The 25,609-nt window shown below is 72.1% G+C and carries 23 protein-coding genes, 1 pseudogene and 1 riboswitch; of the genes and pseudogenes, 10 read left to right on the forward strand and 14 right to left on the reverse strand.

The features are described 5' to 3' along the window. Positions 1-55: 55 nt before the first annotated feature. Together DTL70_RS22555 and hisN are read right to left on the reverse strand one after the other, a co-directional pair. A complete protein-coding gene (locus DTL70_RS22555) occupies positions 56-496 on the reverse strand; it encodes a CBS domain-containing protein (protein ID WP_114023809.1) in 441 nt (146 codons plus the stop codon). Between the two features lie 172 nt (positions 497-668). Further along, complete coding sequence (gene hisN / locus DTL70_RS22560; protein WP_114023810.1) at positions 669-1,463, reverse strand: histidinol-phosphatase; 795 nt, start codon at positions 1,461-1,463, stop codon at positions 669-671. Between the two features lie 164 nt (positions 1,464-1,627). On the opposite strand from hisN, the gene DTL70_RS22565 reads away from it, so the two are divergent. After that, on the forward strand, positions 1,628-2,296 hold the full coding sequence (locus tag DTL70_RS22565; RefSeq protein ID WP_114023811.1) for a TetR/AcrR family transcriptional regulator: 669 nt from the start codon (positions 1,628-1,630) through the stop codon (positions 2,294-2,296). Positions 2,297-2,338: 42 nt separating this feature from the next. On the opposite strand, the gene DTL70_RS22570 is transcribed toward DTL70_RS22565, so the two are convergent. The 4 genes from DTL70_RS22570 to DTL70_RS22585 all read right to left on the reverse strand — a co-directional run bounded on the left by DTL70_RS22570 (position 2,339) and on the right by DTL70_RS22585 (position 6,002). Next, positions 2,339-2,662, reverse strand: coding sequence for a DMT family transporter (locus DTL70_RS22570; RefSeq protein WP_114023812.1), 324 nt, complete (start codon positions 2,660-2,662; stop codon positions 2,339-2,341). A 116-nt stretch (positions 2,663-2,778) separates the two neighbouring features. Continuing rightward, complete coding sequence (gene rsgA / locus DTL70_RS22575) at positions 2,779-3,798, reverse strand: ribosome small subunit-dependent GTPase A (RefSeq protein ID WP_114023813.1); 1,020 nt, start codon at positions 3,796-3,798, stop codon at positions 2,779-2,781. 13 nt (positions 3,799-3,811) lie between these two features. Continuing rightward, positions 3,812-5,185, reverse strand: a complete 1,374-nt coding sequence (gene aroA / locus DTL70_RS22580; RefSeq protein WP_114023814.1) for a 3-phosphoshikimate 1-carboxyvinyltransferase — start codon at positions 5,183-5,185, stop codon at positions 3,812-3,814. A gap of 88 nt (positions 5,186-5,273) precedes the next feature. After that, positions 5,274-6,002, reverse strand: a complete 729-nt coding sequence (locus DTL70_RS22585) for a M50 family metallopeptidase (protein ID WP_114023815.1) — start codon at positions 6,000-6,002, stop codon at positions 5,274-5,276. A gap of 99 nt (positions 6,003-6,101) precedes the next feature. Between DTL70_RS22585 and DTL70_RS22590 the strand changes: the two genes are divergently transcribed. The 8 genes and pseudogenes from DTL70_RS22590 (at position 6,102) to def (ending at position 13,855) form a co-directional block, all read left to right on the forward strand. After that, positions 6,102-6,944, forward strand: coding sequence for an SOS response-associated peptidase (locus tag DTL70_RS22590; protein ID WP_114023816.1), 843 nt, complete (start codon positions 6,102-6,104; stop codon positions 6,942-6,944). A 96-nt stretch (positions 6,945-7,040) separates the two neighbouring features. Continuing rightward, entirely contained in the window at positions 7,041-7,766 is a 726-nt protein-coding gene (locus DTL70_RS22595) for an alpha/beta hydrolase family protein (RefSeq protein ID WP_245979550.1), read from the forward strand. A gap of 374 nt (positions 7,767-8,140) precedes the next feature. Continuing rightward, on the forward strand, positions 8,141-8,812 hold the full coding sequence (locus tag DTL70_RS22600) for a sigma-70 family RNA polymerase sigma factor (RefSeq protein ID WP_181861069.1): 672 nt from the start codon (positions 8,141-8,143) through the stop codon (positions 8,810-8,812). Next, positions 8,809-9,189 (forward strand): mycothiol system anti-sigma-R factor, encoded by a 381-nt coding sequence (gene rsrA, locus DTL70_RS22605; RefSeq protein ID WP_245979551.1) that lies wholly within the window; start codon positions 8,809-8,811, stop codon positions 9,187-9,189. The genes DTL70_RS22600 and rsrA overlap by 4 nt, the downstream gene beginning before the upstream one ends. Positions 9,190-9,474: 285 nt before the next feature. After that, positions 9,475-10,347: pseudogene (locus DTL70_RS22610) on the forward strand (HD-GYP domain-containing protein); the annotation flags it as partial. After that, entirely contained in the window at positions 10,344-11,882 is a 1,539-nt protein-coding gene (locus DTL70_RS22615) for an HD-GYP domain-containing protein (protein ID WP_147266803.1), read from the forward strand. The pseudogene DTL70_RS22610 and the gene DTL70_RS22615, both read left to right, overlap by 4 nt. Positions 11,883-12,108: 226 nt before the next feature. Further along, complete coding sequence (locus DTL70_RS22620; RefSeq protein WP_114023819.1) at positions 12,109-13,113, forward strand: tetratricopeptide repeat protein; 1,005 nt, start codon at positions 12,109-12,111, stop codon at positions 13,111-13,113. Positions 13,114-13,207: 94 nt separating this feature from the next. Continuing rightward, positions 13,208-13,855, forward strand: a complete 648-nt coding sequence (gene def, locus DTL70_RS22625; protein ID WP_114023820.1) for a peptide deformylase — start codon at positions 13,208-13,210, stop codon at positions 13,853-13,855. Positions 13,856-13,937: 82 nt separating this feature from the next. On the opposite strand, the gene DTL70_RS22630 is transcribed toward def, so the two are convergent. From DTL70_RS22630 to DTL70_RS22665, 8 genes are all read right to left on the reverse strand, one after another. Beyond that, positions 13,938-14,963, reverse strand: coding sequence for a ribonucleotide-diphosphate reductase subunit beta (locus DTL70_RS22630; protein ID WP_114023821.1), 1,026 nt, complete (start codon positions 14,961-14,963; stop codon positions 13,938-13,940). After that, a complete protein-coding gene (locus tag DTL70_RS22635) occupies positions 14,963-17,416 on the reverse strand; it encodes a ribonucleoside-diphosphate reductase subunit alpha (RefSeq protein ID WP_181861040.1) in 2,454 nt (817 codons plus the stop codon). Before DTL70_RS22635 ends, DTL70_RS22630 begins: the two co-directional genes overlap by 1 nt. A gap of 112 nt (positions 17,417-17,528) precedes the next feature. Beyond that, a riboswitch (cobalamin riboswitch) is annotated at positions 17,529-17,666 on the reverse strand. Between the two features lie 54 nt (positions 17,667-17,720). Beyond that, positions 17,721-18,218, reverse strand: a complete 498-nt coding sequence (locus tag DTL70_RS22640; RefSeq protein ID WP_114024244.1) for a GNAT family N-acetyltransferase — start codon at positions 18,216-18,218, stop codon at positions 17,721-17,723. 233 nt (positions 18,219-18,451) lie between these two features. Next, positions 18,452-20,155 (reverse strand): monocarboxylate uptake permease MctP, encoded by a 1,704-nt coding sequence (gene mctP / locus DTL70_RS22645; RefSeq protein ID WP_245979552.1) that lies wholly within the window; start codon positions 20,153-20,155, stop codon positions 18,452-18,454. Continuing rightward, on the reverse strand, positions 20,152-20,457 hold the full coding sequence (locus DTL70_RS22650) for a DUF3311 domain-containing protein (protein WP_114023822.1): 306 nt from the start codon (positions 20,455-20,457) through the stop codon (positions 20,152-20,154). The genes mctP and DTL70_RS22650 overlap by 4 nt, the downstream gene beginning before the upstream one ends. 173 nt (positions 20,458-20,630) lie before the next feature. Further along, the gene (locus DTL70_RS22655; protein ID WP_114023823.1) at positions 20,631-20,831 is read right to left on the reverse strand and encodes a YbdD/YjiX family protein; all 201 of its coding nucleotides are present in this window, start codon (positions 20,829-20,831) and stop codon (positions 20,631-20,633) included. Beyond that, a complete protein-coding gene (locus DTL70_RS22660) occupies positions 20,828-23,026 on the reverse strand; it encodes a carbon starvation CstA family protein (protein ID WP_181861041.1) in 2,199 nt (732 codons plus the stop codon). Before DTL70_RS22660 ends, DTL70_RS22655 begins: the two co-directional genes overlap by 4 nt. A gap of 193 nt (positions 23,027-23,219) precedes the next feature. After that, positions 23,220-24,014 carry a GntR family transcriptional regulator gene (locus DTL70_RS22665; protein WP_181861070.1) on the reverse strand — a complete coding sequence of 265 codons (795 nt, stop codon included), beginning with the start codon at positions 24,012-24,014 and terminating at the stop codon, positions 23,220-23,222. A gap of 339 nt (positions 24,015-24,353) precedes the next feature. Here DTL70_RS22665 and DTL70_RS22670 point away from each other — a divergent pair, with 339 nt between their 5' ends. Then, positions 24,354-25,580, forward strand: coding sequence for an extracellular solute-binding protein (locus DTL70_RS22670; RefSeq protein ID WP_114024246.1), 1,227 nt, complete (start codon positions 24,354-24,356; stop codon positions 25,578-25,580). Positions 25,581-25,609 lie beyond the last annotated feature (29 nt).

The following is a 25,609-nucleotide window of genomic DNA, read 5'->3' on the forward strand; positions in this document are numbered from 1 at the left end:
CCCCGCGGGAAGGAGACGGCACCCTCACTCGATCAGGTGGCCGTCCCCGGCGGGATCAGACGGCCGCCTCTCCGGCGGGAGGGGCGCCCGCGGACCAGGGGTCCGCGGGCGGCACATCGGTGTCGGCCCAGCTGCGCACGATGTCGCGGACCGAGACGATCCCCACGGGTTCGCGCCCGTCCAGCACGATCAGGTGGCGGAAGCCGCCTTGGACCATCGCCTCCGCTGCCGCCGCCAGTGTCCAGTCGGGTCCGGCGAAGACGACGTCGGAGGTCGTGTGGGCGTGGGCCGTCTCCCGGTCGGGGTCCTGGCCGGCGCCGAGGGAGTTGAGGATGTCGCGCTCGGTGAGGATGCCGAGGCCGCTGGTGTCGGGGTCGAGGACGACGGCGGCGCCCACCCGTCGGGCCGACATCAGCTGCGCCGCCTGACGCAGGGTGTGGGCGGGGCCGATGGTGAGGACCACGGTGCTCATGGCGTGCTGGACGTGACCTGGCATGCGGGGCTACCTCCTTGGCGGAACGGCTCCTGCGGGGCCCCGGGCGCGGAGCGCGGGACCTCGAGAAGGGGTTCACAAGGTCACAAGCGTGCTCGTGTTCATGCTCGCATGTGACGCAGGCCACAACAAGGAAGTGTGTACGGGCCAGCCACCCTGTCCGGGCGGCCCGCCCTCATGCCGTCAGATAGCCCAGCAGCGTCTCGTGCAGCAGACCGTTGGAGGCCGCCGCGCTGCCGCTCTGCGGGCCCGGATTGCCGTCCAGGCCGGTGAAGCTGCCGCCCGCCTCCTCGACGATGACCGCGCTGGCCGCCATGTCCCACAGCGACAGCTCCGGCTCGGCACACATGTCCACCGAGCCCTCGGCGACCATCATGTACGGCCAGAAATCGCCATAGCCCCGGGTGCGCCAGCAGTCGCGCGTCAGATCCATGAAGCCGCCCAGCATGCCGCGCTCCTCCCAGCCGTGCAGCGAGGAGTAGGCGAACGAGGCGTCCCGCACCTCGGCGACCTTGGAGACCTGAAGGCGGCTCGCCTTGGAGAGGCTGCGCCCCGCGTAGGCGCCCGCGCCGAGCGCCGCCCACCAGCGCCGGTTGAGCGCGGGGGCCGAGACGACGCCGACCACGGGACGGTCGCCGCCCTCACCCATCTCCATCAAGGCGATCAGCGTCGCCCAGACGGGGACGCCGCGCACGTAGTTCTTCGTCCCGTCGATGGGATCGATCACCCAGCGGCGCGGTCCGTGTCCTTCGGTGCCGAACTCCTCGCCCAGCACCGCGTCGCGGGGGCGGGTGCGCTGGAGCGAGCTGCGGATCAGTTCCTCGGCCGCCTTGTCGGCCTCGCTCACCGGCGTCATGTCCGGCTTGGTCTCCACCTTCAGGTCGAGAGCCTTGAACCGCTCCATGGTCGTGGCGTCGGCGGCGTCGGCCAGCACGTGGGCGAGACGCAGATCATCGTGATAGTCCAGCATGTCCGCACAGTATCCGGCGGGGTGACCCCCGGCCACAGGGCCATGCGCGTGCGGCGCGTATTGACACCTCATGGCGGTGCGTCAATTCTGTGCCGCACGCCGGGCTCTGGGGCGAGTCGGCCCGGCGCTCGATCAGTGGAGGGTGCGGGCTGGGGGAGGCGACGATGCCTGCTGCGCGCGAGACCCTGCTGGAAGCCGCCCACGCGGCGGTGCGGACACGGCCCTGGAGCGTCGTGCGGATGGTCGATGTCGCCGCGGCGGCCGACGTCTCACGGCAGACGCTCTACAACGAGTTCGGCAGCAAGGAGGGACTGGGCGCGGCACTGGTCAGCCGCCTGGTCGAGAACTTCCTCGACGGTACGGGCCGCGCCGTGACCGAGGCCTGCCGAGGCGGCGCCGACCCCGCGGCCTGCTGCGCCGCCGCCGCGCACTGGGTGCTGCGCACCGCGCGCGCCGAGCCCATCGTGCACGCGGCCCTCACCGGGTGCTGGGGGCCCAGGATCCCGCTGCCGCCGGGTCCGCCTCCCCCGGCCGGGTGGGACCGGGCCGTCCGTGAGGCGCACCCGGCGGAGCCGGGGAGGCTCGCCCACGTGCTGTGCGACCGGGCCGTGGCGGGGCTCGACCGGGCCACCCGCCTGCCGGTCGGCGGTCCCCGGGCCCGTCCGCGCGGGGGACCGGCCGCGCCGGCCGAGACCGCCCGCGGCGACCTGCTGCGCGCGTACGAGGCGGGGCTGCGGGTCGCGCTCAGCTACGTCGTCGCACCCCAGCCGGGTCCCGACGACGACCCCTGCGGCCGGGTCGACGCGGTGGTACGGGCGCTGCTGGCGTGCTGAGCGGTCGGCGCGGGGCGGCGCTACCGGGAGGCAGGCGCGGTGTCAGTGGGCGCTGCCGGACAGCTGGAGCCCCATCACGCCGATGATCACCAGTGTGATGGAGACGAGTTTCAGGACCGAGACCACGTCACCCATGAAGATCATGCCGTAGATCGCCGTGCCGGCGGCCCCGATACCGGTCCAGACCGCGTAGGCGGGGCCGACGTCCAGCCGCTTCAGCGAGAGGGTCAGCAGGCCGAAGCTGCCCAGCGCGAAGGCGCAGAAGGCGACGGTCGGCCAGAGTTTGGTGAAGCCGTGCGAGAGTTTCAGACACACGGCGAAGCCCGTCTCCAGCAGCCCAGCGACTATCACCAACAGCCACGCCATGTGCTCTTCCTCCCGTGACGCTCCGTGCGGTCCAGGTCAAGCGCAGGCGAACCAGTATGCCGCCGCGGGCGCCCGGAAGCGATCAGTCCCTCTCGCGGCGGGCCCGCGTGCCCGGATCAGTCCCCTTCGCGGCGTTCCCGCGTGCCCAGCAGGCGGCGCAGCGAGTGCAGCCTGGCGGCGTCCGCGTGTCCGTCGGCCACCCATGCGTCCAGTGCACAGCCGGGCTCGTTGTGGCTGCACCCGCGCGGGCACAGGGCGGCCCCCTCCTCCAGGTCGGGGAACGCGTGGATGACGCGCGAGAGTTGAATGTGGTTCAGCCCGAAGGAGCGCACCCCCGGGGTGTCGATGACCCAGCCGTCCTCGCCGGTGGTCGACGGCGGCAGCGGAAGCGCCAGCGCGGACGTCGTGGTGTGCCTGCCGCGCCCTGTCACCGCGTTGACGTCGCCTGTCGCGCGCTGCCTGCGCGGCACCAGCGCGTTGACGAGTGTGGTCTTGCCGACGCCGCTGTGGCCCACGCACACCGTGACCTGGCCGCGCATCAGCTCGCGCACGCTCTCGGCGCCCGCCCCCTCGGCCAGCCCCTCCCGGCTGGTGACCACGTGGCGCACCCCCAGCGGCGCGTAGGTCTCCAGCAGCGGCCGCGCCGGCGCGAGATCGGACTTGGTGAGCACCAGCAGCGGTTCGAGACCCGCGTCGAAGGCCGCGACCAGGCAGCGGTCGATCAGCCGCGGCCGCGGCTCGGGGTCGGCCAGCGCGGTGACGATGGCGAGCTGGTCGGCGTTGGCGACGATGACGCGCTCGTAGGGGTCGTTGTCGTCGGCCGTCCTGCGCAGCACCGAGGTGCGCTCCTCGACGCGGACGATGCGCGCCAGGGTGTCCTTCGCCCCGGACAGATCACCCACCACGGCCACCCGGTCGCCCACCACCACGCCCTTGCGGCCCAGCTCGCGGGCCTTCATCGCGGTGACCGTGCGGCCCTCCACCAGGCACGTCAGACGGCCGCGGTCGATCGTGAGCACCAGTCCCTCGGCCGCGTCCTCGTGCTTGGGTCTGGTGTGGGTGCGCGGCCTGGTGCCGCGGCGGGAGGGGCGGACGCGGATGTCGTCCTCGTCGGTGTGCTTGCCGTAGCGGCGCATCGCGGGCGCCCCTTCAGGCTTTCACTCCGGCCGGTGCCCCGAGCATGTCCGCCCACATCGCCGGGAAGTCGGGCAGGGTCTTGCCCGTCGTCGCGACGTTCTCCACCTCGACGCCCTCGACCGCCAGGCCGAGCACCGCGCCCGCCGTGGCCAGCCGGTGGTCGTCGTAGGTGTGGAAGACGCCGCCGTGCAGCGGCCGCGGGCGGATGCGCAGCCCGTCCTCGGTCTCGGTGACGTCGCCGCCCAGCCCGTTGATCTCCTTGGCCAGCGCCGCCAGCCGGTCCGTCTCGTGCAGCCGCAGGTGGCCCACCCCGCGCAGCACCGACTCGCTCTGGGCGAGCGCCGCGACCGCGGCGATGCCGGGGGTCAGCTCACCCACCTCGCCCAGGTCGATGTCGATGCCCAGGACGCGGCCGCCGCCGGTCAGGGTCAGACCCCGCTCGTCCAGCTCGCAGCTGCCGCCCATGGCCGTGAAGATCTCCCGCAGCGCGTCGCCCGGCTGGGTCGTGTGCCGCGGCCAGTCCGCGACGGTGACCCGGCCGCCGGTGACCAGCGCCGCCGCCAGGAACGGCTGGGCGTTGGACAGGTCGGGCTCGACCGTCACGTCGCGGCCCAGCAGGGCGCCGGGCGCGACCCGCCACACGTGCGCCGCTCCGCCGTCCTCGGGCGTGTCCACCTGCGCCCCGGCGGCGCGCAGCATCTCCACCGTCATGCGGATGTGCGGCATCGAGGGCAGGGTGCCGCCCGTGTGGCGCACCTCCACGCCCTGGTCGAAACCCGCACCCGACAGCAGCAGGGCGCTGACGAACTGGCTGGAGGAGGACGCGTCGACCTCGACCGTGCCGCCGGCCAGCGACCCCGCGCCCCGCACCGTCAGCGGAAGCGCGCCGCGCCCCTCGTCCTCCACCCGGGCGCCGAGCGCGCGCAGCGCGTCGATGACCCCGTGCAACGGGCGCTCGTAGGAGCGCGGATCGCCGTCGAACCTGACCGGTCCCTCGGCCAGCGCCGCCAGCGGCGGCAGGAAGCGCATCACGGTGCCGGCGTTGCCCACGTCCACCGTCGCGGGGCCGCGCAGCGGCCCTGGCGACACCCGCCAGGCCTCGTCCGCGGTGCGCGCGCCGCCGGGCTCGGTGGCGGCGGAGGCCGAGGAGGCCGTCTCCTCGATCCCGACGCCCATGGCCCGCAGCGCCCCGGCCATCAGCAGGGTGTCGCGCGAGCGCAGCGGGCGGCGCAGCAGGCCCGGCTCGGCGGCCAGCGCCGAGAGCACCAGCGCCCGGTTGGTGACCGACTTCGACCCGGGCACGGTGACGGTCGCCTCGATGCGGCCCGGCGCGGTGGGAGCGGGCCAGAGGGCGGTGTCTGCGGCGGGCGCGTACTGGTCGGTCATGGGGCAACTCTAATGGCTGGGGCACGGCGCGCCCCGAGCCCGCCGCGGGGCACCAGGACCAGGAGAGGTGGCGCCGCGAGCGGTGGGCTCACAGCTGGTCCAGCACCGGGCCGAGCAGCCAGCGGCCCCCGCCGATCAGGCAGCACAGCGAGACCGCGTGGAAGAGGAAGAGCCACATCGCCGCGGGGACGTGGGTGAGCCGCGAGAGCTGGTCGGCGTCCGAGTCCCCCGCTTGCCCGTACCGCCGCTTGCGCTGGAGTTCGAACGCCGGCCTGACGCCGCCCAGCAGCAGGAACCACACCACCACGTACGCGAAGCCGGCCTGCACCTCGGGATCCGTCAGCCAGGAGACGAGGACGAAGGCGCCGCCCGCCACCACGACGGTCAGTACCCCGTAGGCGTTGCGGATCATCACCAGCATGGCGAGCAGCAGCACCGTCGCCCCCCACAGCAGCGCGGTGATGTGGTTGGCGGCCAGCAGCCAGGCGCCGCCGAGGCCCAGCAGCGGGGGAGCGGTGTAGCCCGCCGCGGCGGTCAGCACCATGCCGATGCCGGTGGGTTTGCCCCGCGAGACGGTCAGCCCCGAGGTGTCCGAGTGCAGCCGTATCCCGTCCAGCTGCCGCCCCGTGAGCAGGGCTATCAGGCCGTGTCCGCCCTCGTGCGCGATCGTGATGGCGTTGCGGGAGAGCCGCCACACGCCATGCGGGGCCACCGCGAGCAGCGCCAGCACGCCGGTGGCGATCACCAGCCACTGCTCGGGGTCCGGCTGGCTGCCCACGACGCGGTCCCAGACATCCGTGATGCTCGCGTTGTCCATGTTCGCGGCGTTCTCCTCGTGTGGTCGGTATGCGGCCGCGCGTGCCGTCCTTTGTCAACGCACGGCGGCGTTTCCGCGTGCCGTGGCAGTCTTGCAGGCATGTGCGGACGGTATGCAGCGAGCCGGGGGGCCGAGGATCTGGCCCGGCTGTTCGAGGTGGAGAAGTGGGAGCCCGAGGAGGCGCTCGCGCCCGACTGGAACGTCGCGCCCACCAAGCAGGTGCACGCGGTGCTCGACCGCCCCCTCAAGGGCAGTGCGGAACCGCGTCCGGTGCGGCAGCTGCGCCCCCTCAAGTGGGGTCTGGTGCCCGGCTGGGCGAAGACGCCCGACATGGGCGTCAAGATGATCAACGCCCGCGCCGAGACCGTTCACGAGAAGCCCGCCTACCGGCGCCCCTTCGTCGCCCGCCGCTGCCTGCTGCCCGCCGACGGCTACTACGAGTGGGTCACGGCCGAGGGCGAGCTCAAGCTGGAACAGGAGGGCAGGCGCAAGCGCCCCCGCAAGCAGCCCTACTTCATCTCTCCCGCCCCGCGGGACGGCTCGGACGAGGCGCCGGTGATGGCGATGGCCGGGCTCTACGAGTTCTGGCGGGACAAGACACTGCCCGACGACCATCCGCAGGCGTGGTGGGCCACCTGCACCGTCCTGACCACCGCCGCCGAGACCACCCCGCTGGCCAACGCGGGCGAGCTGAGCGAGGGCGGTCCGGGCTCGCTGGCCGACATCCACCCGCGCATGCCGCTGATGCTCACCCCCGACCGCTGGGACGCCTGGCTCGACCCTTCCCACACCGACTCCGAGCAGCTCCGCGCCTTGCTGACCCCGCCGCCCGGTGGCCTCATGCGGGCCCACCCCGTCTCCACGGACGTCAGCAATGTCCGCAACAGCGGCCCCCACCTGGTGAAGGAGCTGCCGGCGCCGGAGGAGGAGACACTGTTCTGACCGGGCTCTGACGTCCCTTCCCGGGCCCGCTGGTCCGACCGTCCCGCCCGCCGGTTGACCGGCCCTTTCCCGGGCACCCCTGCAAGGATGCCGGACATGAACGCGCACAAGGACCCGGAGATGACCGCGCACAAGGACAAGGGAACGGCGCATCCGGGCGGGGACGAGGAGCGGCCCCGCGGGGGCGGCGGGCGGATCGAGACGGTCGCCACGCCGGTCGGGCAGGCCCGGATCACCTGGTACGACGCGAAGAAGGCGCACACGGTGCTGGCGCTCGGCCACGGGGCCGGCGGCGGCATCGAGGCACGGGACCTGCGGGCGTTGGCCGCCGCGATGCCCGCCGAGGGCGTCAGCGTCGCCCTGGTGGAGCAGCCGTGGCGGGTGGCGGGGAAGAAGGTGGCTCCGGCGCCCAGAACCCTGGACGCGGCCTGGAGCGCGCTGTGGCCCGCCCTCGCGCTTCCCGGGCTGCCGGTGATCGCCGGTGGCCGCAGCGCGGGGGCCCGCGTGGCTTGCCGTACGGCGGGCGAGCTGGGCGCACGCGCGGTGCTCGCGCTCTCCTTCCCGCTGCACCCGCCGGGCAAGCCGGACAGGTCGCGGGCCGACGAGCTGACCGGGGTGGAGCTGCCGGTGCTGGTCGTCCAGGGCGGCCGGGACCCGTTCGGGCGGCCCGAGGAGTTCCCGCGGGGCACCAGCCTGGTCGAGGTGGCGTGGGGCGATCACGGGTTCGCGCTCCCGAAGTCGGCCGCGGTCTCCGAGGACGAGGCCATGGGCGTGATCACCGGTGCGGTGGCCCGGTGGATCGGCGGCGGCACGCCCGGATGACGCCCGCGTCCGGGCGGGCCCCGCGGCGGAGACGTACGGGAGTCGGCGGGAAGGATCCGCGGAGACGTACGGGAGCCGGCGGGAAGAGGCTCCGGGCCCCGGGAATGATCGGCGGGGCGGTGTGGTTGCACGCAGTGTCCACGAAGGAAGCCGATGTGCGGCGCTCGCCGCACAAGGGCCTCACCACGAGGCGAAAGGAAGCCGCCCAGATGGGTTCTGTCGCTTGCCCCCAACGTCCGCGGGCCGCCGACCTGGACTGGGCCACGCTGGCGCTGGCCTCAGGGACGGGTATTCGAGCGGCGGACGGTGCGGATCGTCGTCTATTCTCCGAATCGAGCGGGTCCTCGTTCGGGCTCGCCCCGACAGCGGAGGAGGTGGGTCCGGTCACCGGGACCGAAGACGGCTCGAACGCACAGCCCAGGGATCAGGAGTCGGAGACGGCACAGGAGCGCAGCGCGCGCTTCGAGCGCGACGCGCTCGCCTTCCTCGACCAGATGTACTCGGCCGCGCTGCGCATGACGCGCAATCCCGCCGACGCCGAGGACCTGGTGCAGGAGACCTACGCCAAGGCGTACGCGTCCTTCCACCAGTTCCGCGAGGGCACCAACCTCAAGGCGTGGCTGTACCGCATCCTGACCAACACGTTCATCAACTCCTACCGCAAGAAGCAGCGCGAGCCGCAGCGCAGCGCGGCGGAGGAGATCGAGGACTGGCAGCTCGCGCGGGCCGAGTCCCACATGTCCACCGGGCTGCGTTCGGCCGAGGCCCAGGCGCTCGACCACCTGCCGGACTCGGACGTCAAGGCGGCGCTCCAGGCGATTCCGGAGGAGTTCCGCATCGCCGTCTACCTCGCGGACGTCGAAGGCTTTGCCTACAAGGAGATCGCCGACATCATGGGGACACCCATCGGCACGGTGATGTCCCGTCTGCACCGCGGTCGGCGCCAGCTTCGGGACATGCTGGAGGGCTACGCGCAAGAGCGCGGACTGGTCCCGGCCGGTGCCGCGGCGGACGGGTCGCAAGACCGGAAAGGTTCGGGCTCATGAGTTGCGGAGAGCCGCACGAGACGGACTGCGCTGAGGTTCTCGACCACCTCTACGAGTACCTCGATCGCGAGATGCCGGACGGGGACTGCGAGAAGTTCAAGGAACACTTCGACGAGTGCTCCCCTTGCTTCGAGAAGTACGGCATCGAGCGCGAGGTCAAGAAGCTCGTCAAGCGCTGCTGCGGGCACGACGACGTTCCGTCGGACCTGCGGGCCAAGGTGATGGGCCGGATCGAGGTGATCCGGCAGGGGCAGCAGAGCTCCCCCGAGGCGGAGGCCGAGACCGAGACGGCCGGGCCGGCCACGGACACCGTCGAGGCGCAGCACCCGACGCGGGCGCAGGCCCCCACAGGGGCCGAGGGCACCAGCCCCGCCTGACGTTCCGGTCCGTACCGCGCCTGTGACGTTCCGCGTTCACACCGGGCGCGCTCACGTCGGCGCTTCCGCCCACTGTCCCCCCATCGGGTGAGCCCCTTCCATCTCGTACGGGGGAACCGCCCGCAGGGGCGGCAACGGGCCCACGCGGCGCTCCTATTCTCCCCGCCAGGACACGAGGCGGTCGGGAGGCCCGTGATGCGCGTGGGAGTGGGTACGCGGTGGCGTGCCGGAGCGGGTGGGGGAGCGGATCGGCGGCGGGACGGAACGTTCGCGCTGGCGTGCGTGCTCGCCGCGCCCGCGGCGCTCCTGCTGTGGCGCGGCCCCTACGGCCCCTTCGCCGCGCTGCTCGTTCTCGGACCCCTGCACCTGGCCTGGCGGGAGCTGCGCCGGTGCCGCCCGGAGAGCGCCGCCCGTCGCGCTGCGGTCCAGGCCCTCGCCCAGGCGGTGCACCTCAAGGATTGCTACACGCGCGGGCACGGTGAACGGGTCGGTCACGCGGCGGCCCTCATCGCCCGCGAACTCGGTCTGGACGAGGAGCGCACCGAGACCCTGCGCTGCGCCGGCGTCCTGCACGACGTCGGCAAACTCGGCGTGCCCGTGCGTCTGTTGCGCAAGGAGGGTCCGCTCACCCCCGCCGAGCGCCGCGTCGTGGAGCGGCACCCCGAACAGGGCGCGGAGATCGTGCGGGGCCTGGACTTCCTGGGTGAGGCGAGGGCCGCCGTACTGCACCACCACGAACGCGTGGACGGTCTGGGCTATCCGCACGGCCTGGCGGGCGACCGGATCCCCGAGGCGGCGCGCATCGTGTCCGTCGCCGACGCGTTCGACGCGATGACCTCCACGCGCAGCTACCGCAGGGGAAGGCCCGTCGCCGTGGCCGTGGCGGAGCTCGAACGCTGCGCGGGCACCCAGTTCGACCCCCGGGTGGTCGCCGCGCTCGCCCATGCGCTGCGCCGCCACGGCTGGCCGTACACCGAGCCCGCGACTGCGCGTGACGACGCGGCCGCTTCCCCCGCCCGTGACCCTTCGGCGGAAGGGGCGGCCCCTGCCGTGCCGGCGTGCGGCGTCGCGGCGCGCGCCGTGCCGGAGGCCACCGTGGAGGAGACCGGTCTGCGGCGCGGGCCTCTCGCGCCGGACGGGCGTGGTGTGGCGGTATGACGAGGCCTTCCGTTCCGCCGGCCGCTGGTGTGCGGGCCGCCGCGGACCGGCGCCTGGCCGCCGGGATCGTCGCCTGGGTGTACGCGGCGGCCGCGGCGCTGGCCGTCGCGGCGCTGTGCGTCACCCTGTGGCGCGGCGCGGCGCGGCCGGGGACCGCCGTGGCCTTCGGACTGGTTGTCGCCGTGGGGGAGTTGGCCCGGGTCCGGCTGCCGCAGGCGGAGGCCTGCGGGGGCGCGGGACGGAGCACCGGGCTGGTCTGCGGTGCGGGCGCCCTCGGTTACGCGCTGCTGGGCGCGGTGGAGGAGGCGCCGTTGTGGCAGTGGGCGGCGCAGGCGGTCACCGTGGCCCTGGTGGGCTCCCTCGTCGGATCGGTGCCGCACGTGGCGCTGGGGCAGGCCCCCTCGCCCTGGGCGGCCGGCCGCCTCACGCTCGGTGTGGCCTTCGCCGCGACCTGCGGCCAATCCCTCTCGCCCGGTGGCGTGTTCGCGCCCGCCGTCGGCCGTGGGGTGCTGTTCACGCTGTCCCTGCTGCTCCTCGCCCTGCTCGCCGGATGCGTCGACGCCTTCCTCGCCGCCGCAACGGCCGCCACCGCCGCGCCGCCGCCGACGGCCACCCCTGCCACCGGTCCGACGACCGCCCCCGGCACCGCCTCACCGACGGGCCCCTTGGCCGTCGCCCCCGCCACGCTGCCGCCCGCCGCTGCCGATCCCGCCACGGCCACGCGGACGGCCGTCCCGCCCGCCCAGGGCGGCGCCGTCGCGGAGGGCGCCACCCGGCCGTACGGGCCGCTGCTGCGCGCCCAGTTGCGCGCCCGGCTGGTGACCGTTCCCGCCGTCGCCGCGACGGCGGTGCTCCTCGCCCTGGCCTTCGCGTCGGCGGGGCTGTGGGCGCTGCCGGTCTGCTGTACGCCGCTGCTGCTCACCCAGGTCGTCCTGCGCCGCCGGGCCCCCGTACGGGCGACCCGGCGGCGCACACTCGCCTCCCTGGCGAAGACGCCGGAGGTCGCCGGGTGCACTCCGCGCGGCCGCGCGCGCCGGGTCGCCGATCTGAGCCGTGCCGTGGGACGCGAGCTGGGCCTGTCGGGAGGGGAACTCACCGCTGTGGAGTACGCGGCCCTCGTCCACGACGTGGGGCAGCTTTCCCTGACCGGTCCGGCACACCGCGGCGCCACGGCAGGGCAGGCTCTCGGCAGCCGGCGGGGCGTCGCCCTGTCCGGGGGCGCCGTGGTCCGCCAGACCGGGGTCGGCGGGCGGGTGGCCACCGCGGTGGAGGCCCAGGCGGACCCGTACCGCGAACAGTCCCTGACGGCACGCGTCGTACGGACCGTCAACGCCTACGAGGACCTCCTGACGGCGTACGGCGGCCACGGCCACGTCGCCGCCCCGGACGGAGGCGGGGCGGCGGAAGGACCGGCAGCGGCCGCGGGGCCGCGCGAACGGGCGCTGCGGGCGCTGCGCGGCGCCACCGCGCGTGACCACGAACCACGCGTCGTGGAGGCCCTGTCACGCGTCGTGTCCCGCTGCCCGGTCGTCTGACGCACGGGTAATGAGCGGGCACCCGAGCGGGCATGGTTGGATGCGAAGGGGGAACCGCGACAGGCGTGGAAGCGAGCGCCGGGCGTCCGGTGCCGAGGCCTTTGATGACAGGTGGCGGCAGGTGAGCGGCCGGGCGTCTGCCGGGCCGCGGGACAGGTGGGACGAGAACGGCGGGCAGCGGAAACGGCGGGAACGGCGGGAAACGGCGGGAAACGGCGGGAACACTGTGAGGATCTTCGGCAAGGTGCGGCACCGTCCCTCCGCCTCGTGGCGGCAGGCGACGGACCGCGCGTTCACGCTCATCGGCGACGGCCGGTACGAGGACGCGGGTGCCCTGCTCACCCGCGCCGCCGACCTGGAGCCGTGGCTCTCGGAGTCCTGGTTCAACCTGGCGCTGCTGCACAAGTTCCGGCACGACTGGGAGCAGGCCAGGACAGCGGGGCTGCGCGCCGTCGCGCTGCTCGACCGGGAGGCCGGTGCGCCCGACTGGTGGAACGTCGGCATCGCGGCCACCGCCCTGCAGGACTGGCCGCTGGCCCGCCGCGCCTGGCAGGCGTACGGGCTGGACGTGCCGGGCCAGGGGCCGACCGGTGCGGGCGCGATCGACGAGCCCTCCGGTATGCGGCTGGGCAGCGCGGCCGTGCGGCTCTCTCCCGAGGGCGAGGCCGAGGTCGTGTGGGGCCGCCGCATCGACCCGGCGAGGCTGGAGGTGCAGAGCATCCCGCTGCCGTCGTCCGGGCGCCGCTGGGGCGAGGTCGTCCTGCACGACGGAGTGCCGCACGGTGAGCGCTCCACCGCGGCAGGACCCTCCTACCCCGTCTTCGACGAGATCGAACTGTGGGCGCCCTCGCCGGTGCCCACCTGGGTGGTGCTGCTGGAGGCCGCCACGGAGAGCGACCGTGACGCGCTGGAGCGGCTGGCGGCCGACGCGGGGTTCGCCGCCGAGGACTGGTCGTCCTCGGTGCGGCTGCTGTGCCGCGCCTGCTCGGAGAGCGCGATGCCCGCCGACGAGGGTGACGGCACAGCGCACCTCGACCCGCACGACCACAGCTCCCCCGGGCATCCGGGGCCGTTGGGCCACATGACGCAGGGTGGCCCCGGCGAGCTGTGGGTGCCCGAGCGGGAGTGCGGGCTGGCCGCCCCCGCGGCCCTGGTGCGCGGCCTGCTGGACGGCTGGGTGGCGGACAGCCCCGACACCCGCGAATGGCGGGATCTGGAGGAGGTCTGCTGAGCACCTGCCGACCGCCCCGTACTCTGGGGGCGAGCAATTCGCGGTGCTCACCGGATCTCAGTCCCCGCAGGGTCGCAGGAAGGCGTACGACGGCATGGCGCAGCAGCAGGAAACCAGGGCCGGATCGGCCGATGTGGCCGAGGGCGGGTTCGTCGACGACGTGACGGACGCGGCCGCCCGTGAGGAGGCCCACACCGCGCGCGGCACCGCCCGTCCCCTGACGGTGGTGGGCAACCCCGTGCTGCACCGGGAGTGCGCGGAGGTGACCGAGTTCGGCGACGACCTCGCCGCGCTCGTCGACGACATGTTCGCCAGCCAGCGCGCTGCCGAGGGCGTGGGCATCGCCGCCAACCAGATCGGCGTCGACGCGAAGGTCTTCGTCTACGACTGCTACGACGACGAGGGTGTACGCCACGTCGGGGTGGTGTGCAATCCGGTGCTCGACGAGTTGCCGGCCGAGCGGCGCGTCCTGGACGACGGCAACGAGGGCTGCCTCTCCGTTCCCGGCGCCTACCACCCGCTCGCCCGCCCCGACTACGCCGTGGTGCGCGGTCAGGACGCACAGGGCGCACCGATCGCCGTGGAGGGTAGGGGATACTTCGCGCGCTGCCTCCAGCACGAGACCGATCACCTGCACGGGTACCTGTACATCGACCGGCTCTCCAAGCGTGAGCGCAAGGACGTGCTGCGGCAGATGGCCGAGAGCACCCCGCGCTACGAGACCGTTCCCCACGACGCGTAGCCGGGTACCGGGTGGGGCCTGGGCCACCTGGCCCCACCCGGCGACTGTGGGCGCGCTCCCGGCTTTTCCGGAAGCGGGCCGCTCAGAAGTCGTCGTCGAGGGAGACGGACCCCTCCACGGCGACCTGGTAGGCGGAGGCCCGCCGCTCGAAGAAGTTGGTGAGTTCCTGGACGTTCTGGAGCTCCATGAACGAGAACGGGTTGGTGGCTCCGTAGCGTTCGGCGAAGCCGAGGCGGCGCAGCCGCTGGTCGGCGACGGCCTGGAGGTAGGCGCGCATGGAGGCGGTGTTCATGCCGGGCAGCCCCTCCCCGCACAGGTCCCGCGCGAACTGGAGCTCCGCCTCGACGGCCTCGTCCAGCATGGCCGCCACCTGCTTCTCCAGCGCGTCGTCGAAGAGTTCGGGCTCCTCCTGTCGCACGGTGTCCACGACGTCGAAGGCGAAGGACATGTGCATCGACTCGTCGCGGAAGACCCAGTTGGTGCCGGTGGCCAGGCCGTGCAGCAGGCCGCGGGAGCGGAACCAGTACACGTAGGCGAACGCGCCGTAGAAGAAGAGCCCCTCGATGCAGGCGGCGAAGCAGATCAGGTTGAGCAGGAAGCGGCGCCGGTCGTCCTGCGAGGACAGCTGGTCGATGTTCTCGACGCTGTCCATCCACCGGAAGCAGAACTCGGCCTTCTCGCGGATGGAGGGGATGTTCTCCACGGCGGCGAACGCCTGGACGCGTTCGTCGTGGTCGGGCAGGTAGGTGTCGAGCAGCGTCAGGTAGAACTGGACGTGGACGGCCTCCTCGAACAGCTGCCGGGAGAGGTAGAGCCGCGCCTCGGGCGAGTTGATGTGCTTGTAGAGGGTGAGCACGAGGTTGTTGGCGACGATGGAGTCGCCGGTCGCGAAGAACGCCACCAGGCGGCTGATCATGTGCTGTTCGCCGGGCGAGAGCTTCGCCAGGTCGGCGACGTCGGAGTGCAGGTCGACCTCTTCGACGGTCCAGGTGTTCTTGATGGCGTCGCGGTACCGCTCGTAGAAGTGCGGGTAGCGCATGGGGCGCAGCGTCAGCTCGAAGCCCGGGTCGAGCAGGCGGGGCGTGGTGTCGGCGGCTGGTGTGGTCATTACTGGCAGGCCTCGCAGGACTCGGGGTTTTCCAGGGAGCAGGCGACGGCCTCGTCGGCCGCCGCGGGGGTGGGCGCGGGCACGGGGACGGCGCTGGTCCCGGCGGCCTGCGCGATGCGGGTCGCGGGGCGCGAGCGCAGGTAGTACGTGGTCTTGATGCCGCTCTTCCACGCGTACGCGTACATCGAGCTGAGTTTTCCGATGGTGGGGGAGGACAGGAACAGGTTCAGCGACTGGCTCTGGTCCAGGTAGGGCGTGCGGGCGGCGGCCATGTCGATGAGGGCGCGCTGCGGGATCTCCCACGCGGTGCGGTAGAGCGCGCGCACGGGCTCCGGCACCCAGTCCAGGTCCTGGACGGAGCCGTTCGCCTGGCGCAGTGCCTCGCGGGCGCGCGCGTCCCACAGCCCGTGCCGCTTGAGCTCCGCCACCAGGTAGGCGTTCACCTGGAGGAACTCTCCGCTGAGCGTCTCGCGTTTGAAGAGGTTGGAGACCTGCGGCTCGATGCACTCGTAGACGCCGGCGATGGAGGCGATGGTCGCGGTCGGTGCGATGGCCAGCAGCAGGGAGTTGCGCATGCCGGTGCGTGCGAGGCGTGCGCGCAGGGCGCTCCACCGCTCGGGCCAGGCGTGGCTCTGGCGCGCTTCGGGGTAGTGGTCGGGGTGGAGGGTGCCGCGCGCGGTGCGGGTCAGCTTCCAGTCGGGCAGCGGCCCGTGGCGCTCGGCCAGTTCGGCGGACGTCTCGTAGGCGGCGAGCATGATGCGTTCGGCGATCCTGGTGGACAGCTCGCGGGCCTCCCGCGAGTCGAACGGCAGCCCGAGCCGGAAGAAGACGTCCTGGAGCCCCATCACGCCCAGGCCCACGGGCCGCCAGCGGGAGTTGGACCCCGACGCCTGCTCGGTCGGGTAGTAGTTGATGTCCACCACGCGGTCGAGGAAGGTGACCGCAGTACGCACGGTGGCGTCCAGCCGCTCCCAGTCCATCAGCCCGTCCTCGCCCAGGTGCGCGGCGAGGTTGACGGAGCCCAGGTTGCACACGGCGGTCTGGTCGTCGTCGGTGACCTCCAGGATCTCCGTGCACAGGTTCGAGGAGTGCACGACGCGGCCCGGGGTGCCGGTCTGGTTGGCGGTGCGGTTGGAGGTGTCCTTGAAGGTCATCCAGCCGTTGCCGGTCTGCGCGAGGGTGCGCATCATCGCGCCGTACAACTGCCGTGCGGGCACCTGCTTCAGGGCGCGCCCGTCGGCCTCCGCCGCGCGGTAGGCGGCGTCGAACTCCTCGCCCCACAGGTCGGTCAGTTCGGGCACGTCGGAGGGGGAGAAGAGCGACCAGTCCTCGTCCGCCTCGACGCGGCGCATGAACGCGTCGGGGATCCAGTGCGCCAGGTTGAGGTTGTGGGTGCGGCGGGCGTCCTCACCGGTGTTGTCGCGCAACTCGAGGAACTCCTCGATGTCCGCGTGCCAGGTCTCCAGGTAGACGCAGGCGGCTCCCTTGCGCCGGCCGCCCTGGTTGACCGCGGCGACCGAGGCGTCGAGGGTCCGCAGGAACGGCACGATGCCGTTCGAGTGCCCGTTGGTGCCGCGGATCAGCGCGCCCCGCGAGCGGATGCGGGAGAAGGGCAGGCCGATGCCGCCGGCGTGCTTGGAGAGCCTGGCCACCTGGTGGTAGCGCTCGTAGAGCGAGTCCAGTTCGTCCTTGGGGGAGTCCAGCAGGTAGCAGGAGGACATCTGGGGGTGGCGGGTGCCGGAGTTGAAGAGCGTGGGGGAGGAGGGCAGGTAGTCCAGGGAGCACAGCAGCCGGTAGAAGGTGCCGACCTCGGCGAGCGCCGCGGCCGTCTCGTCCGCCGCGAGCCCGCAGGCCACGCGCAGGAAGAAGTGCTGCGGGGTCTCGATCGCGCGCCGGGTGGTGGGGTGGCGCAGCAGGTAGCGGGAGTGGACGGTGCGCAGCCCGAAGTAGCCGAACCTGTCGTCGGCGCCGTCCGCGACCGCCTCGTCGACCAGCGCGTCGAGGTGTGCGGCGTGCGCCGCGACAAAGGCGTGCGTCCGGTCCGCGATCAGGCCCTGGGCGTGGCCGAGCGCGACCGAGGCGGAGAAGGAGGTGGCGCCCTCGGCCGCGGTCTCGTCGCGGATGGCGCGTGTGAGCAGCCGGGCGGCCAGCCGCGAGTACGAGGGATCCTCGCCGATGGACCCCGCGGCGGCCTCGATGGCCAGGTCCCGCAGGTCGGCCGCGGTCGCGGAGGGGGCGCGTCCGCGCAGCGCCGCAGCGAGCACCGGGGCGGGGTCGGCGTCGGCCAGGTCCGCGGTCAGGGCGGTGAGGGTGTCGCCCAGTTCCGCGGCATGGCCGTCGTGCGCGCCGGGTACGGGAGCGGTTCCGTCCTGTCGGGTGGGCCCGCCGGTGGGCCGCTCCTGGCCGGGCGGCTGCTTCTGGCTGGGTGACGGGGCGGTGGGGGCGATGGTCACGCGGTGCTCTCCCTCGCTGCTCGTGCTCGTGGCAGGGCGGGGCGCAGGGAGCGCGCAGGCATTCGGGCATGCCGCACTCCGTCCGCCGGCCCAGTCCACGAGACCCGGACGTTCCTCGATGCCGCCGCCTGCAGGTGATCGGACTCGCGGGGCAGCGCTGAGCTGCTCCGCACACCGTTGCGGGACAGTCCCGGACTCGCACCGGGTTCCCCTGCGTCAGTGGCGACGGCCGTGAGGGAGCATACATGTTGTGGCCGCTGTGAAGTGAACCCCCATATCTTGTGTCGTGCTTACCGCGGGTGGGTCACAGCGCCAGGCCGTACGTCCACAGGCTCATTCCCTCGATCGGGTACCAGTCCCGCTCGGGTGTCCGGGCGAAGCCGAGCCGCTCGTAGAGCCGGTGCGCCGCGGCCATGCGCGGATGGGTGGACAGCACCAGCCCGCGCAGGCCCAGTGCGCGGGCCCGCTCCACGCACGCGGTCACCAGCGCCTCGCCCACCCCGCGGCCCCGCGCGCGCTCTGCCACGGCGAGCATCCGGAACTCGCCCTCACCCTCGCCCGCCCGCTCCGCGTAGGGGCCCAAAGCTCCGACGAAGGTGACCGAACCCACCAGCGTGCCCGCGCCGTCCTCGGCCACCAACAGGTCCGCGTGGGCGGCGCGGCCCGCGGCGTCGCGCAGGGTCGTCAGATACGGGTCGTCCTCGCCGAAGTCCAGCAGCCCACCGTCGAGGTAGGCGCGCGCGACCAACTCCCCGGCCGCCGCGTACTCCGCGGGCCGCGCCGCCCTGACCGTGATGCCCAACCGTCCCCTCGCGGTGCCGGTCGGGCCACTCGCCCCGGTCGTCCCGGGCGCGGCGCCGGCTGTGCTCGTCGTGAAGTCCATGGCCGCCATCATGCGCCGACGCGCCGACACCCGTCCCGGAAATTACCCGGGACGGGTGTCGGTCGATGTGTGCCGGTCGACGACGACGGGGCGGGTCGTCTGTGCGGGCCGGCGGTGTCGCTCGGCGGCGGCGTACGCCGGTGCGGTGGACCTCAGTTGGCCGCGCCGGCCTCCACCCTGGGGTCCTCGCCCTTCCCGTCGTCGGTGCGCCCCTGATCGGTGCGGCCCGCGCCGGAGTCGTGCGCCGCGCCGCCGGCGGCCTGCGCGGCGCGGTCACCGGCCTCGGGGGCGTCGGCCGTGTAGTCCTCGGGACGGGTCTCGTCGACGCCGTCCGGGGCCCGCAGCGCGCGCAGTACGACCGTTCCGACGACGGTCACGGCCACGTTCAGCACGAACGCCGTCACACCGATGTAGCCGGTCTCCCCGATGCCGGGGATGACGTCGTTGCTGCCGCCGAAGTGCCGCTGCGTCGGACTGGCCACGCCGTACGCCGCCAGCGTGCCGTACGCCATGCCGACGGCCCAGCCCGCCAGCAGCGCCCAGCGGTGGAACCAGCGGGTGAACAGGCCGCCGACCAGCGCGGGGAAGGTCTGCAGGATCCAGATGCCGCCCAGCAGCTGGAAGTTGATGGCCACGGTCTTGTCCATGCCGAGGACGAAGACGAGGGCACCGACCTTCACCAGCAGGGAGACCAGCTTGGAGACCTTGGTCTCCTGCTCGGCGGTCGCGTCCGGCTTGAGGAAGTCCTTGTAGATGTTGCGGGTGAACAGGTTGGCCGCCGCGATGGACATGATGGCGGCGGGCACCAGCGCCCCGATACCGATGGCGGCGAAGGCGACACCGGTGAACCAGTCGGGGAACATGTCCTCGAAAAGCTGCGGAATGGCCAGCTGCCCGTTGTCCACCTTGGTGCCCGCGGCGATCGCCATGAAGCCCAGCAGCGCGAGGAAGCCGAGCATCAGCGAGTACAGCGGCAGAATCGTGGTGTTGCGCCGGATCACGTTGCGGTTCTTGCCGGAAAGCGTCGCGGTGATCGAGTGCGGATACATGAACAGCGCGAGCGCGGAGCCGACGGCGAGCGTGGCGTACGCCCACTGGGCGTTCTCGCCGCTGGCCAGTTCCCCGCGCGGTTTTCCGGTCGCCGGATTCTCCTGTGCCAGCGCGTCGCCGGCCTTGGCGAAGATGGCGTCGAAGCCGCCGAGTTTGATGGGGATGTAGATGATGGCGACGGCGATGACGATATAGATGAGCGCGTCTTTGACGAACGCGATGAGCGCGGGGGCGCGCAGCCCCGAGGAGTAGGTGTAGGCGGCCAGTACGCCGAAGGCGATCAGCAGCGGCAGGTCCTTGATGAACCAGTTGGTCGATTCCGAACCGCCGACGCCCATCACGTCCAGTACCGCCTGGATGCCCACCAGTTGCAGCGCGATGTAGGGCATCGTCGCCAGGATGCCGGTCAGTGCGACGGCGAGCGAAAGCCCCTTGGACCCGAACCTGCCGCGTACGAAGTCGGAGGTCGTGACGTATCCGTGCCGGTGCGAGACGGACCACAGGCGGGGCAGGAAGGTGAAGATCAGCGGGTAGACGAGAATGGTGTACGGCACCGCGAAGAATCCGGAGGCGCCGGCCGCGTAGATCGCCGCGGGAACGGCGACGAACGTGTAGGCGGTGTAGAGGTCACCGCCCAGCAGGAACCAGGTGATCCAGGTGCCGAAACTGCGTCCGCCCAGGCCCCATTCGTCGAGGCTGTTCTCGTTCGCGGCCTTGCGCCAGCGGGCGGCGCGGAATCCCATCACCGTGACGAGCACGAAGAAGAAGATGAAGACGGCGAGTGCGACGCCGTTGACGTCCTTCATCGGGCCTCACCGCTTTCCGCGGCGGCCTCGGCGACGGTCTCGGAGGCGGCGGCCCGACGCGCACCGGTCTGTTCCCGCCGCACGATGCGGTAGGCGACCATCGTGAGCACGGCAGATATCAGCACCCACAGCATCTGGTACCAGTAGAAGAACGGAACACCGATGAGGGTCGGCTCGATACGGGCGTAGGAGTCGACCCACAGAATGCCGACGAAGGGCGCGAAAAGGCACAGGCCCGCCACGACGCGTGCGGGGGTGATGGCCGGGCGTCTCTTTCCGGCGTCCTGTGGTGGTGCGGACATGCGGCGGGCTCCGTCCTCGCTCAGAGATCATGCAATGTGCACGAAACCTAGGCGAGCCTTCGGCCCACGTCACGGCCCGTCCGTATAGCGGACATGACACCGTGCGCGTGACGCACCGGTCTCCGCGGCGGCGCAACCCCTCGGGCCTCAGCGCCAGCGGACCCCTTCGCGTCTCAGCAGCAGCGGAACCCCTCACGCGGGTCGCCCTCGCGCGCGTCCGTGCGCCGCCGCTCGAACTCCCTGCGGCTGGGCACGGGCGCCGCCGGGCCCTGGTGGTGCCGCACGTGCGCGACGTACCGCTCGTAGGCGCTCTCGTCGGTCAACTCCCGCACGTACCAGCGCACCCACGAGACGGCCCGCACCACGGTCCTCATCGCGCCTCCCCGCCGCTGCCGCCGCCCCGCGCACCCTCGGCGGGTCCTGCGGCGGCCAGTGCGGCCCGCTCGGCCTTCTCCTCCTTGGTGGGGAACAGCCCGGCGGGCTCGACCAGCCGCGACTTCTCGTACGGCGCCTCGTGCATCGTGGCGCTGCGCGGGTCGCGGACCGCCTTCACGCAGGTGCGGGCCGCGTCCACGAGCACGACGACGACGAGGAGCGCGAACAGCGCCGAGAGCACCCCGTCCACGGTGGAGTTGGTGACGACGGTGTGCATGTCGTCCATGTTCTTGGCGGGCGCGATGACCTTGCCCGCCTCGATCGCGTCCTGGTAGTCGGAGCGCTGCTGGAAGAAACCGACCTTCGGGTCGCTGGAGAAGACCTTCTGCCAGCTCGCCGTCAGCGTCACCACCGCGTCCCACACCAGCGGCACGGCCGTGACCCACGCCCACTTCAGCCGCCCCGACTTGACCAGCAGCGTCGTGCAGACCGCCAGCGCGACGGCGGCCAGCAGCTGGTTGGCGATACCGAAGAGCGGGAAGAGCTGGTTGATCCCGCCCAGCGGCTCGTGGACGCCGACCCACAGGAAGTAGCCCCACAGGCCGACGACGACCGCGCTGGAGATCAGCAGCCCGGGCCACCAGCTGATCCGGCGGAACGGCTTGTAGACGTTGCCGAGCATGTCCTGGAGCATGAACCGGCCCACGCGGGTGCCGGCGTCCAGCGCGGTGAGGATGAACAGCGCCTCGAACATGATCGCGAAGTGATACCAGAAGGCGCGCATTCCGGATCCGCCGACGACCTCGGAGAAGATGTTCGAGACGCCGATGGCCAGCGTGGGGGCCCCGCCCGTACGCGAGAGCAGTGAACTCTCCTCCACCGCCTTGGCGGCGGCGGCCAGTTGTTCGGGGCTGATGCTGTACCCGAACGAGCGAACCGCCTCCGAGGCGGACTGCACCGAGTCACCGATCACCCCGGCGGGCGCGTTCATCGCGAAGTAGAGACCCGGGTCGATGATGCAGGCGGCGACCATCGCCATGACCGCCACGAACGACTCCATCAGCATGGAGCCGTACCCGATCATCCTGACCTGGGTCTCCTTCTGGATCATCTTCGGCGTGGTGCCCGAGGAGATCAGCGCGTGGAATCCGGACAGCGCGCCGCAGGCGATCGTGATGAACGCGAAGGGGAACAGCGACCCGGCGAAGACGGGCCCGTCGCCCACACCGGCAAAGTCGGTGATGCCCTCCATCTTCAGCGTCGGCAGCGTCACCACGACACCGACGGCCAGCAGCCCGATGGTGCCGATCTTCATGAACGTCGACAGGTAGTCGCGTGGCGCCAGCAGCATCCACACCGGCAGGATGGAGGCGACGAAGCTGTAGACCAGGATCCAGACCACCAGCGTCGGCTTGTCCAGCGTGAAGGTGCCGGCCCACGACGACTCGGCGACCCACCGCCCCGACACCAGCGCGAACAGCAGCAGCGCGATGCCGATCAGCGAGACCTCGGTGATCCGGCCCGGCCGCAGCACCCGCAGGTAGAAGCCCATGAACAGCGCGATGGGGATCGTCATCCCGATCGAGAAGGTGCCCCAGGGCGACTCGGCCAGCGCGTTGACGACGACCAGCGCCAGCACCGCCAGCAGGATGATCATGATGGCGAGGACGGCGAGCAGCGCGGCCGCACCCCCGACGGGGCCGATCTCCTCCCGCGCCATCTGCCCCAGCGACTTGCCGTCCCGCCGCATCGAGAAGAACAGCGTCACCATGTCCTGTACGGCGCCCGCCAGGATGACGCCCGCGACGATCCAGATGGTGCCGGGCAGGTACCCCATCTGCGCCGCGAGCACGGGCCCGACCAGCGGCCCGGCCCCGGCGATCGCCGCGAAGTGGTGCCCCAGCAGCACCCGCCGGTCCGTGGGGTGGAAGTCGATGCCGTTGTTGAGGCGTTCGGCGGGCGTGGCCCGGCTCTTGTCGACGCGCAGCACCCGGGTGGCGATGAAGCGCGCGTAGAACCGGTAGCCGATGGCGTACGAGCCGAGCGCGGCGGCCACCATCCAGGCGGCGGACACCTCCTCGCCGCGCGCCAGCGCGAGCACCGCCCATCCCGCCGCGCCGACCAGCGCGACCACGGTCCAGATGACGACGGACCGCGGGTTGATCCGCCTCGCTTGCTGAGCAGTGCTGCGCACGCGCGTTCCTCCTCGACCCCACCCGCCGGCCCCCGGAGGCGGCGGGCACACCACGACGGCAGGGCGACCGTAGAACAGCGACGTGATCCGCGCCATACCCCCGTACGGGGGTTACCCGATCTCAACTGTTCGCGCGCGTCGCCGGGTGGGGGCGGGCGGCCCCTGCGGTGGGGCCGAAAGGCACGCGTGCTGCTCAGTCGGTGGGCCGCTGGAGGTTGGCGACGAACTTGTAGCGGTCGCCGCGGTAGACCGAGCGCACCCACTCCACGGGTTCGCCGTCGGTGTCGCGTGAGTGGCGCGAGAGCATCAGCATCGGCAGGCCGACGTCGGTGCCCAGCAGCCCGGCCTCGCGCGGGGTGGCCAGCGAGGTCTCGATCGTCTCCTCGGCCTGCGCGAGGTGGACGCCGTAGACCTCGGCCAACGCGGTGTAGAGGGAGGAGTACTTCACCAGGCTGCGCCGCAGCGCGGGGAAGCGCTTCTGCGACAGGTGTGTGGTCTCGATGGCCATCGGCTCGCCGCTGGCCAGCCGCAGCCGTTCGATGCGCAGTACGCGGCCGCTGGCGGTGATGTCGAGCAGGACGGCGAGCCGGTCGTCGGCCGTGACGTAGCCGATGTCCAGCAGCTGGGAGGTGGGTTCGAGGCCCTGGGCGCGCATGTCCTCGGTGTAGGAGGTCAGTTGCAGCGCCTGGGAGACCTTGGGCTTGGCGACGAAGGTGCCTTTGCCCTGGATGCGCTCCAGCCGCCCCTCGACGACCAGTTCCTGGAGGGCCTGGCGCACGGTGGTGCGTGAGGTGTCGAACTCGCTGGCCAGGGTGCGCTCGGGCGGCACGGGTGTGCCGGGCGGCAGCGTCTCGGTCATCTCCAGCAAGTGCCGCTTGAGCCGGTAGTACTTGGGCACGCGCGCGGTGCGGGCCGCCGATCCGTTGCCGCCTGCGGTCCCGGTCTCCGCGGCGGCCGGCGCGATGGCGCCGCCCCCGTCCGTGCTCATGGCCCGCCTTCCCGACTCGCCTCGTGCTGCCGTCACCGGCTTCCTCCGTGTGCTTGGCGGTTCACATCGTGGCATGGCGCGGCGTTGGGCGGGCGCCCCAGCTCAGATGTCGTTCCGATAACGGAACCGACTGGGAGCTTTATACACCGTTGACACCCCTAAAGGTCTAGGCCAAGCTCTGCGCATTGGTCTAAACCAACTGTCCGGATGGGCCCGGATGCGCTGTCCGGAGGGACGGACCGTCCGAATGCGCCGTGCGGAGCGTTCCAGTGTGCAGGGGAGAATGCTGTGAAACGTCATCAAAGGGGCCTTGTGGCCGCGGCCGGTGTCGCCGTACTGATGGTGAACGTCGCGGCCTGTGGGTCCGACGGCGACGAGAAGTCCGGGCCGGAGAGCTTCAAGGGCAAGACGCTCACCCTTTGGGCGATGGACGGGTCCACCCCCGAGAAGTGGACCAAGGACGTCAAGGCCGCCTTCGAGAAGAAGACCGGGGCCAAGCTCAAGCTCGAGGTCCAGCAGTGGAACGGGATCCAGCAGAAGATCACCACCGCGCTGTCCGAGAACGACCCGCCGGACGTCATCGAGATCGGCAACACCCAGACCCCCGCCTACGCCCGCACCGGCGGCCTCGCCGACCTCAGCGACCTGAAGACGGGGCTCGGCAAGGACTGGACCTCCTCCCTCAACAAGTCGGCGGTCTATGACGGAAAGCAGTACGCCGCCCCCTGGTTCGCCGTCAACCGCACGGTCATCTACAACAAGAAGATCTGGGCCGACGCCGGCGTCAAGGGCACGCCCAAGACCCGCGACGAGTTCTTCGACGCGCTCGAGAAGATCGAGCAGAAGACCGACGCCGAGCCGCTCTACATGCCGGGCCAGAACTGGTACTTCTTCGACGGCCTCCTCATCGGCAACAACGCCGACCTGGTCAAGAAGAAGGGCGGCAAGTGGGTCTCCAACCTGGCCGACCCCAAGGTCGGCGAGGCCATGAAGGTCTACAAGAAGTACGCCTCCTACTCCAAGGCGCCCAAGAACAAGGACGAGGCCACCCCGCAGCAGGCCGAGATCTTCGCCAAGGGCAAGACCGGCGCCTTCATCGGCCTGAGCTGGGAGGCGGCCACCGCGATCAAGGCCAACCCGAAGATCGAGAAGGACATCGGCTACTTCACCATTCCGGGTGAGACCGCCGCTGAGCCCGAGGGCGTCTTCCTCGGCGGGTCCAACCTGGCCATCGCCGCGGGCAGCGAGAAGCAGGAACTCGCCAAGGAGTTCCTCAAGATCGCCCTGTCCGACAAGCACGAGGGCGCGCTCGCCAAGGAGAGCGGCGTCATCCCGAACAAGAAGTCCCTGCAGACCAACCTGAAGGGCAACCCGGCGGCGGAGGCCGCGGCGCCGGCGGTCGAGGGCGGCGGCCTGACCCCGCTGATCCCGGAGTGGGGCGCGGTGGAGAACCCGCCGAACCCGATCAAGACGTACATGACCTCCGTGCTCAAGGGGAAGTCCCACGCGGCCGCGGCAAAGGGCGTGGAGGGCGAGATGAACAAGCGGCTCTCCCAGAAGCAGTAACCGCAGTAACCCACCTGAACGGGCGGGTT

Origin of the sequence: Streptomyces diacarni (genome assembly GCF_003323715.1) — a bacterium.
In the GTDB taxonomy this organism is placed as follows: Bacteria; Actinomycetota; Actinomycetes; order Streptomycetales; family Streptomycetaceae; genus Streptomyces; species Streptomyces diacarni.

Excerpts from the sequence above, each read along its gene's own strand:
- DTL70_RS22555 (WP_114023809.1), bottom strand. The coding sequence starts at position 496 with ATGCCAGGTCACGTCCAGCACGCCATGAGCACCGTGGTCCTCACCATC.
- hisN (WP_114023810.1), bottom strand. The coding sequence starts at position 1,463 with ATGCTGGACTATCACGATGATCTGCGTCTCGCCCACGTGCTGGCCGAC.
- DTL70_RS22565 (WP_114023811.1), top strand. The coding sequence starts at position 1,628 with ATGCCTGCTGCGCGCGAGACCCTGCTGGAAGCCGCCCACGCGGCGGTG.
- DTL70_RS22570 (WP_114023812.1), bottom strand. The coding sequence starts at position 2,662 with ATGGCGTGGCTGTTGGTGATAGTCGCTGGGCTGCTGGAGACGGGCTTC.
- rsgA (WP_114023813.1), bottom strand. The coding sequence starts at position 3,798 with ATGCGCCGCTACGGCAAGCACACCGACGAGGACGACATCCGCGTCCGC.
- aroA (WP_114023814.1), bottom strand. The coding sequence starts at position 5,185 with ATGACCGACCAGTACGCGCCCGCCGCAGACACCGCCCTCTGGCCCGCT.
- DTL70_RS22585 (WP_114023815.1), bottom strand. The coding sequence starts at position 6,002 with ATGGACAACGCGAGCATCACGGATGTCTGGGACCGCGTCGTGGGCAGC.
- DTL70_RS22590 (WP_114023816.1), top strand. The coding sequence starts at position 6,102 with ATGTGCGGACGGTATGCAGCGAGCCGGGGGGCCGAGGATCTGGCCCGG.
- DTL70_RS22595 (WP_245979550.1), top strand. The coding sequence starts at position 7,041 with ATGAACGCGCACAAGGACCCGGAGATGACCGCGCACAAGGACAAGGGA.
- rsrA (WP_245979551.1), top strand. The coding sequence starts at position 8,809 with ATGAGTTGCGGAGAGCCGCACGAGACGGACTGCGCTGAGGTTCTCGAC.
- DTL70_RS22615 (WP_147266803.1), top strand. The coding sequence starts at position 10,344 with ATGACGAGGCCTTCCGTTCCGCCGGCCGCTGGTGTGCGGGCCGCCGCG.
- def (WP_114023820.1), top strand. The coding sequence starts at position 13,208 with ATGGCGCAGCAGCAGGAAACCAGGGCCGGATCGGCCGATGTGGCCGAG.
- DTL70_RS22630 (WP_114023821.1), bottom strand. The coding sequence starts at position 14,963 with ATGACCACACCAGCCGCCGACACCACGCCCCGCCTGCTCGACCCGGGC.
- mctP (WP_245979552.1), bottom strand. The coding sequence starts at position 20,155 with ATGAAGGACGTCAACGGCGTCGCACTCGCCGTCTTCATCTTCTTCTTC.
- DTL70_RS22650 (WP_114023822.1), bottom strand. The coding sequence starts at position 20,457 with ATGTCCGCACCACCACAGGACGCCGGAAAGAGACGCCCGGCCATCACC.
- DTL70_RS22655 (WP_114023823.1), bottom strand. The coding sequence starts at position 20,831 with ATGAGGACCGTGGTGCGGGCCGTCTCGTGGGTGCGCTGGTACGTGCGG.
- DTL70_RS22665 (WP_181861070.1), bottom strand. The coding sequence starts at position 24,014 with ATGAGCACGGACGGGGGCGGCGCCATCGCGCCGGCCGCCGCGGAGACC.
- DTL70_RS22670 (WP_114024246.1), top strand. The coding sequence starts at position 24,354 with ATGGTGAACGTCGCGGCCTGTGGGTCCGACGGCGACGAGAAGTCCGGG.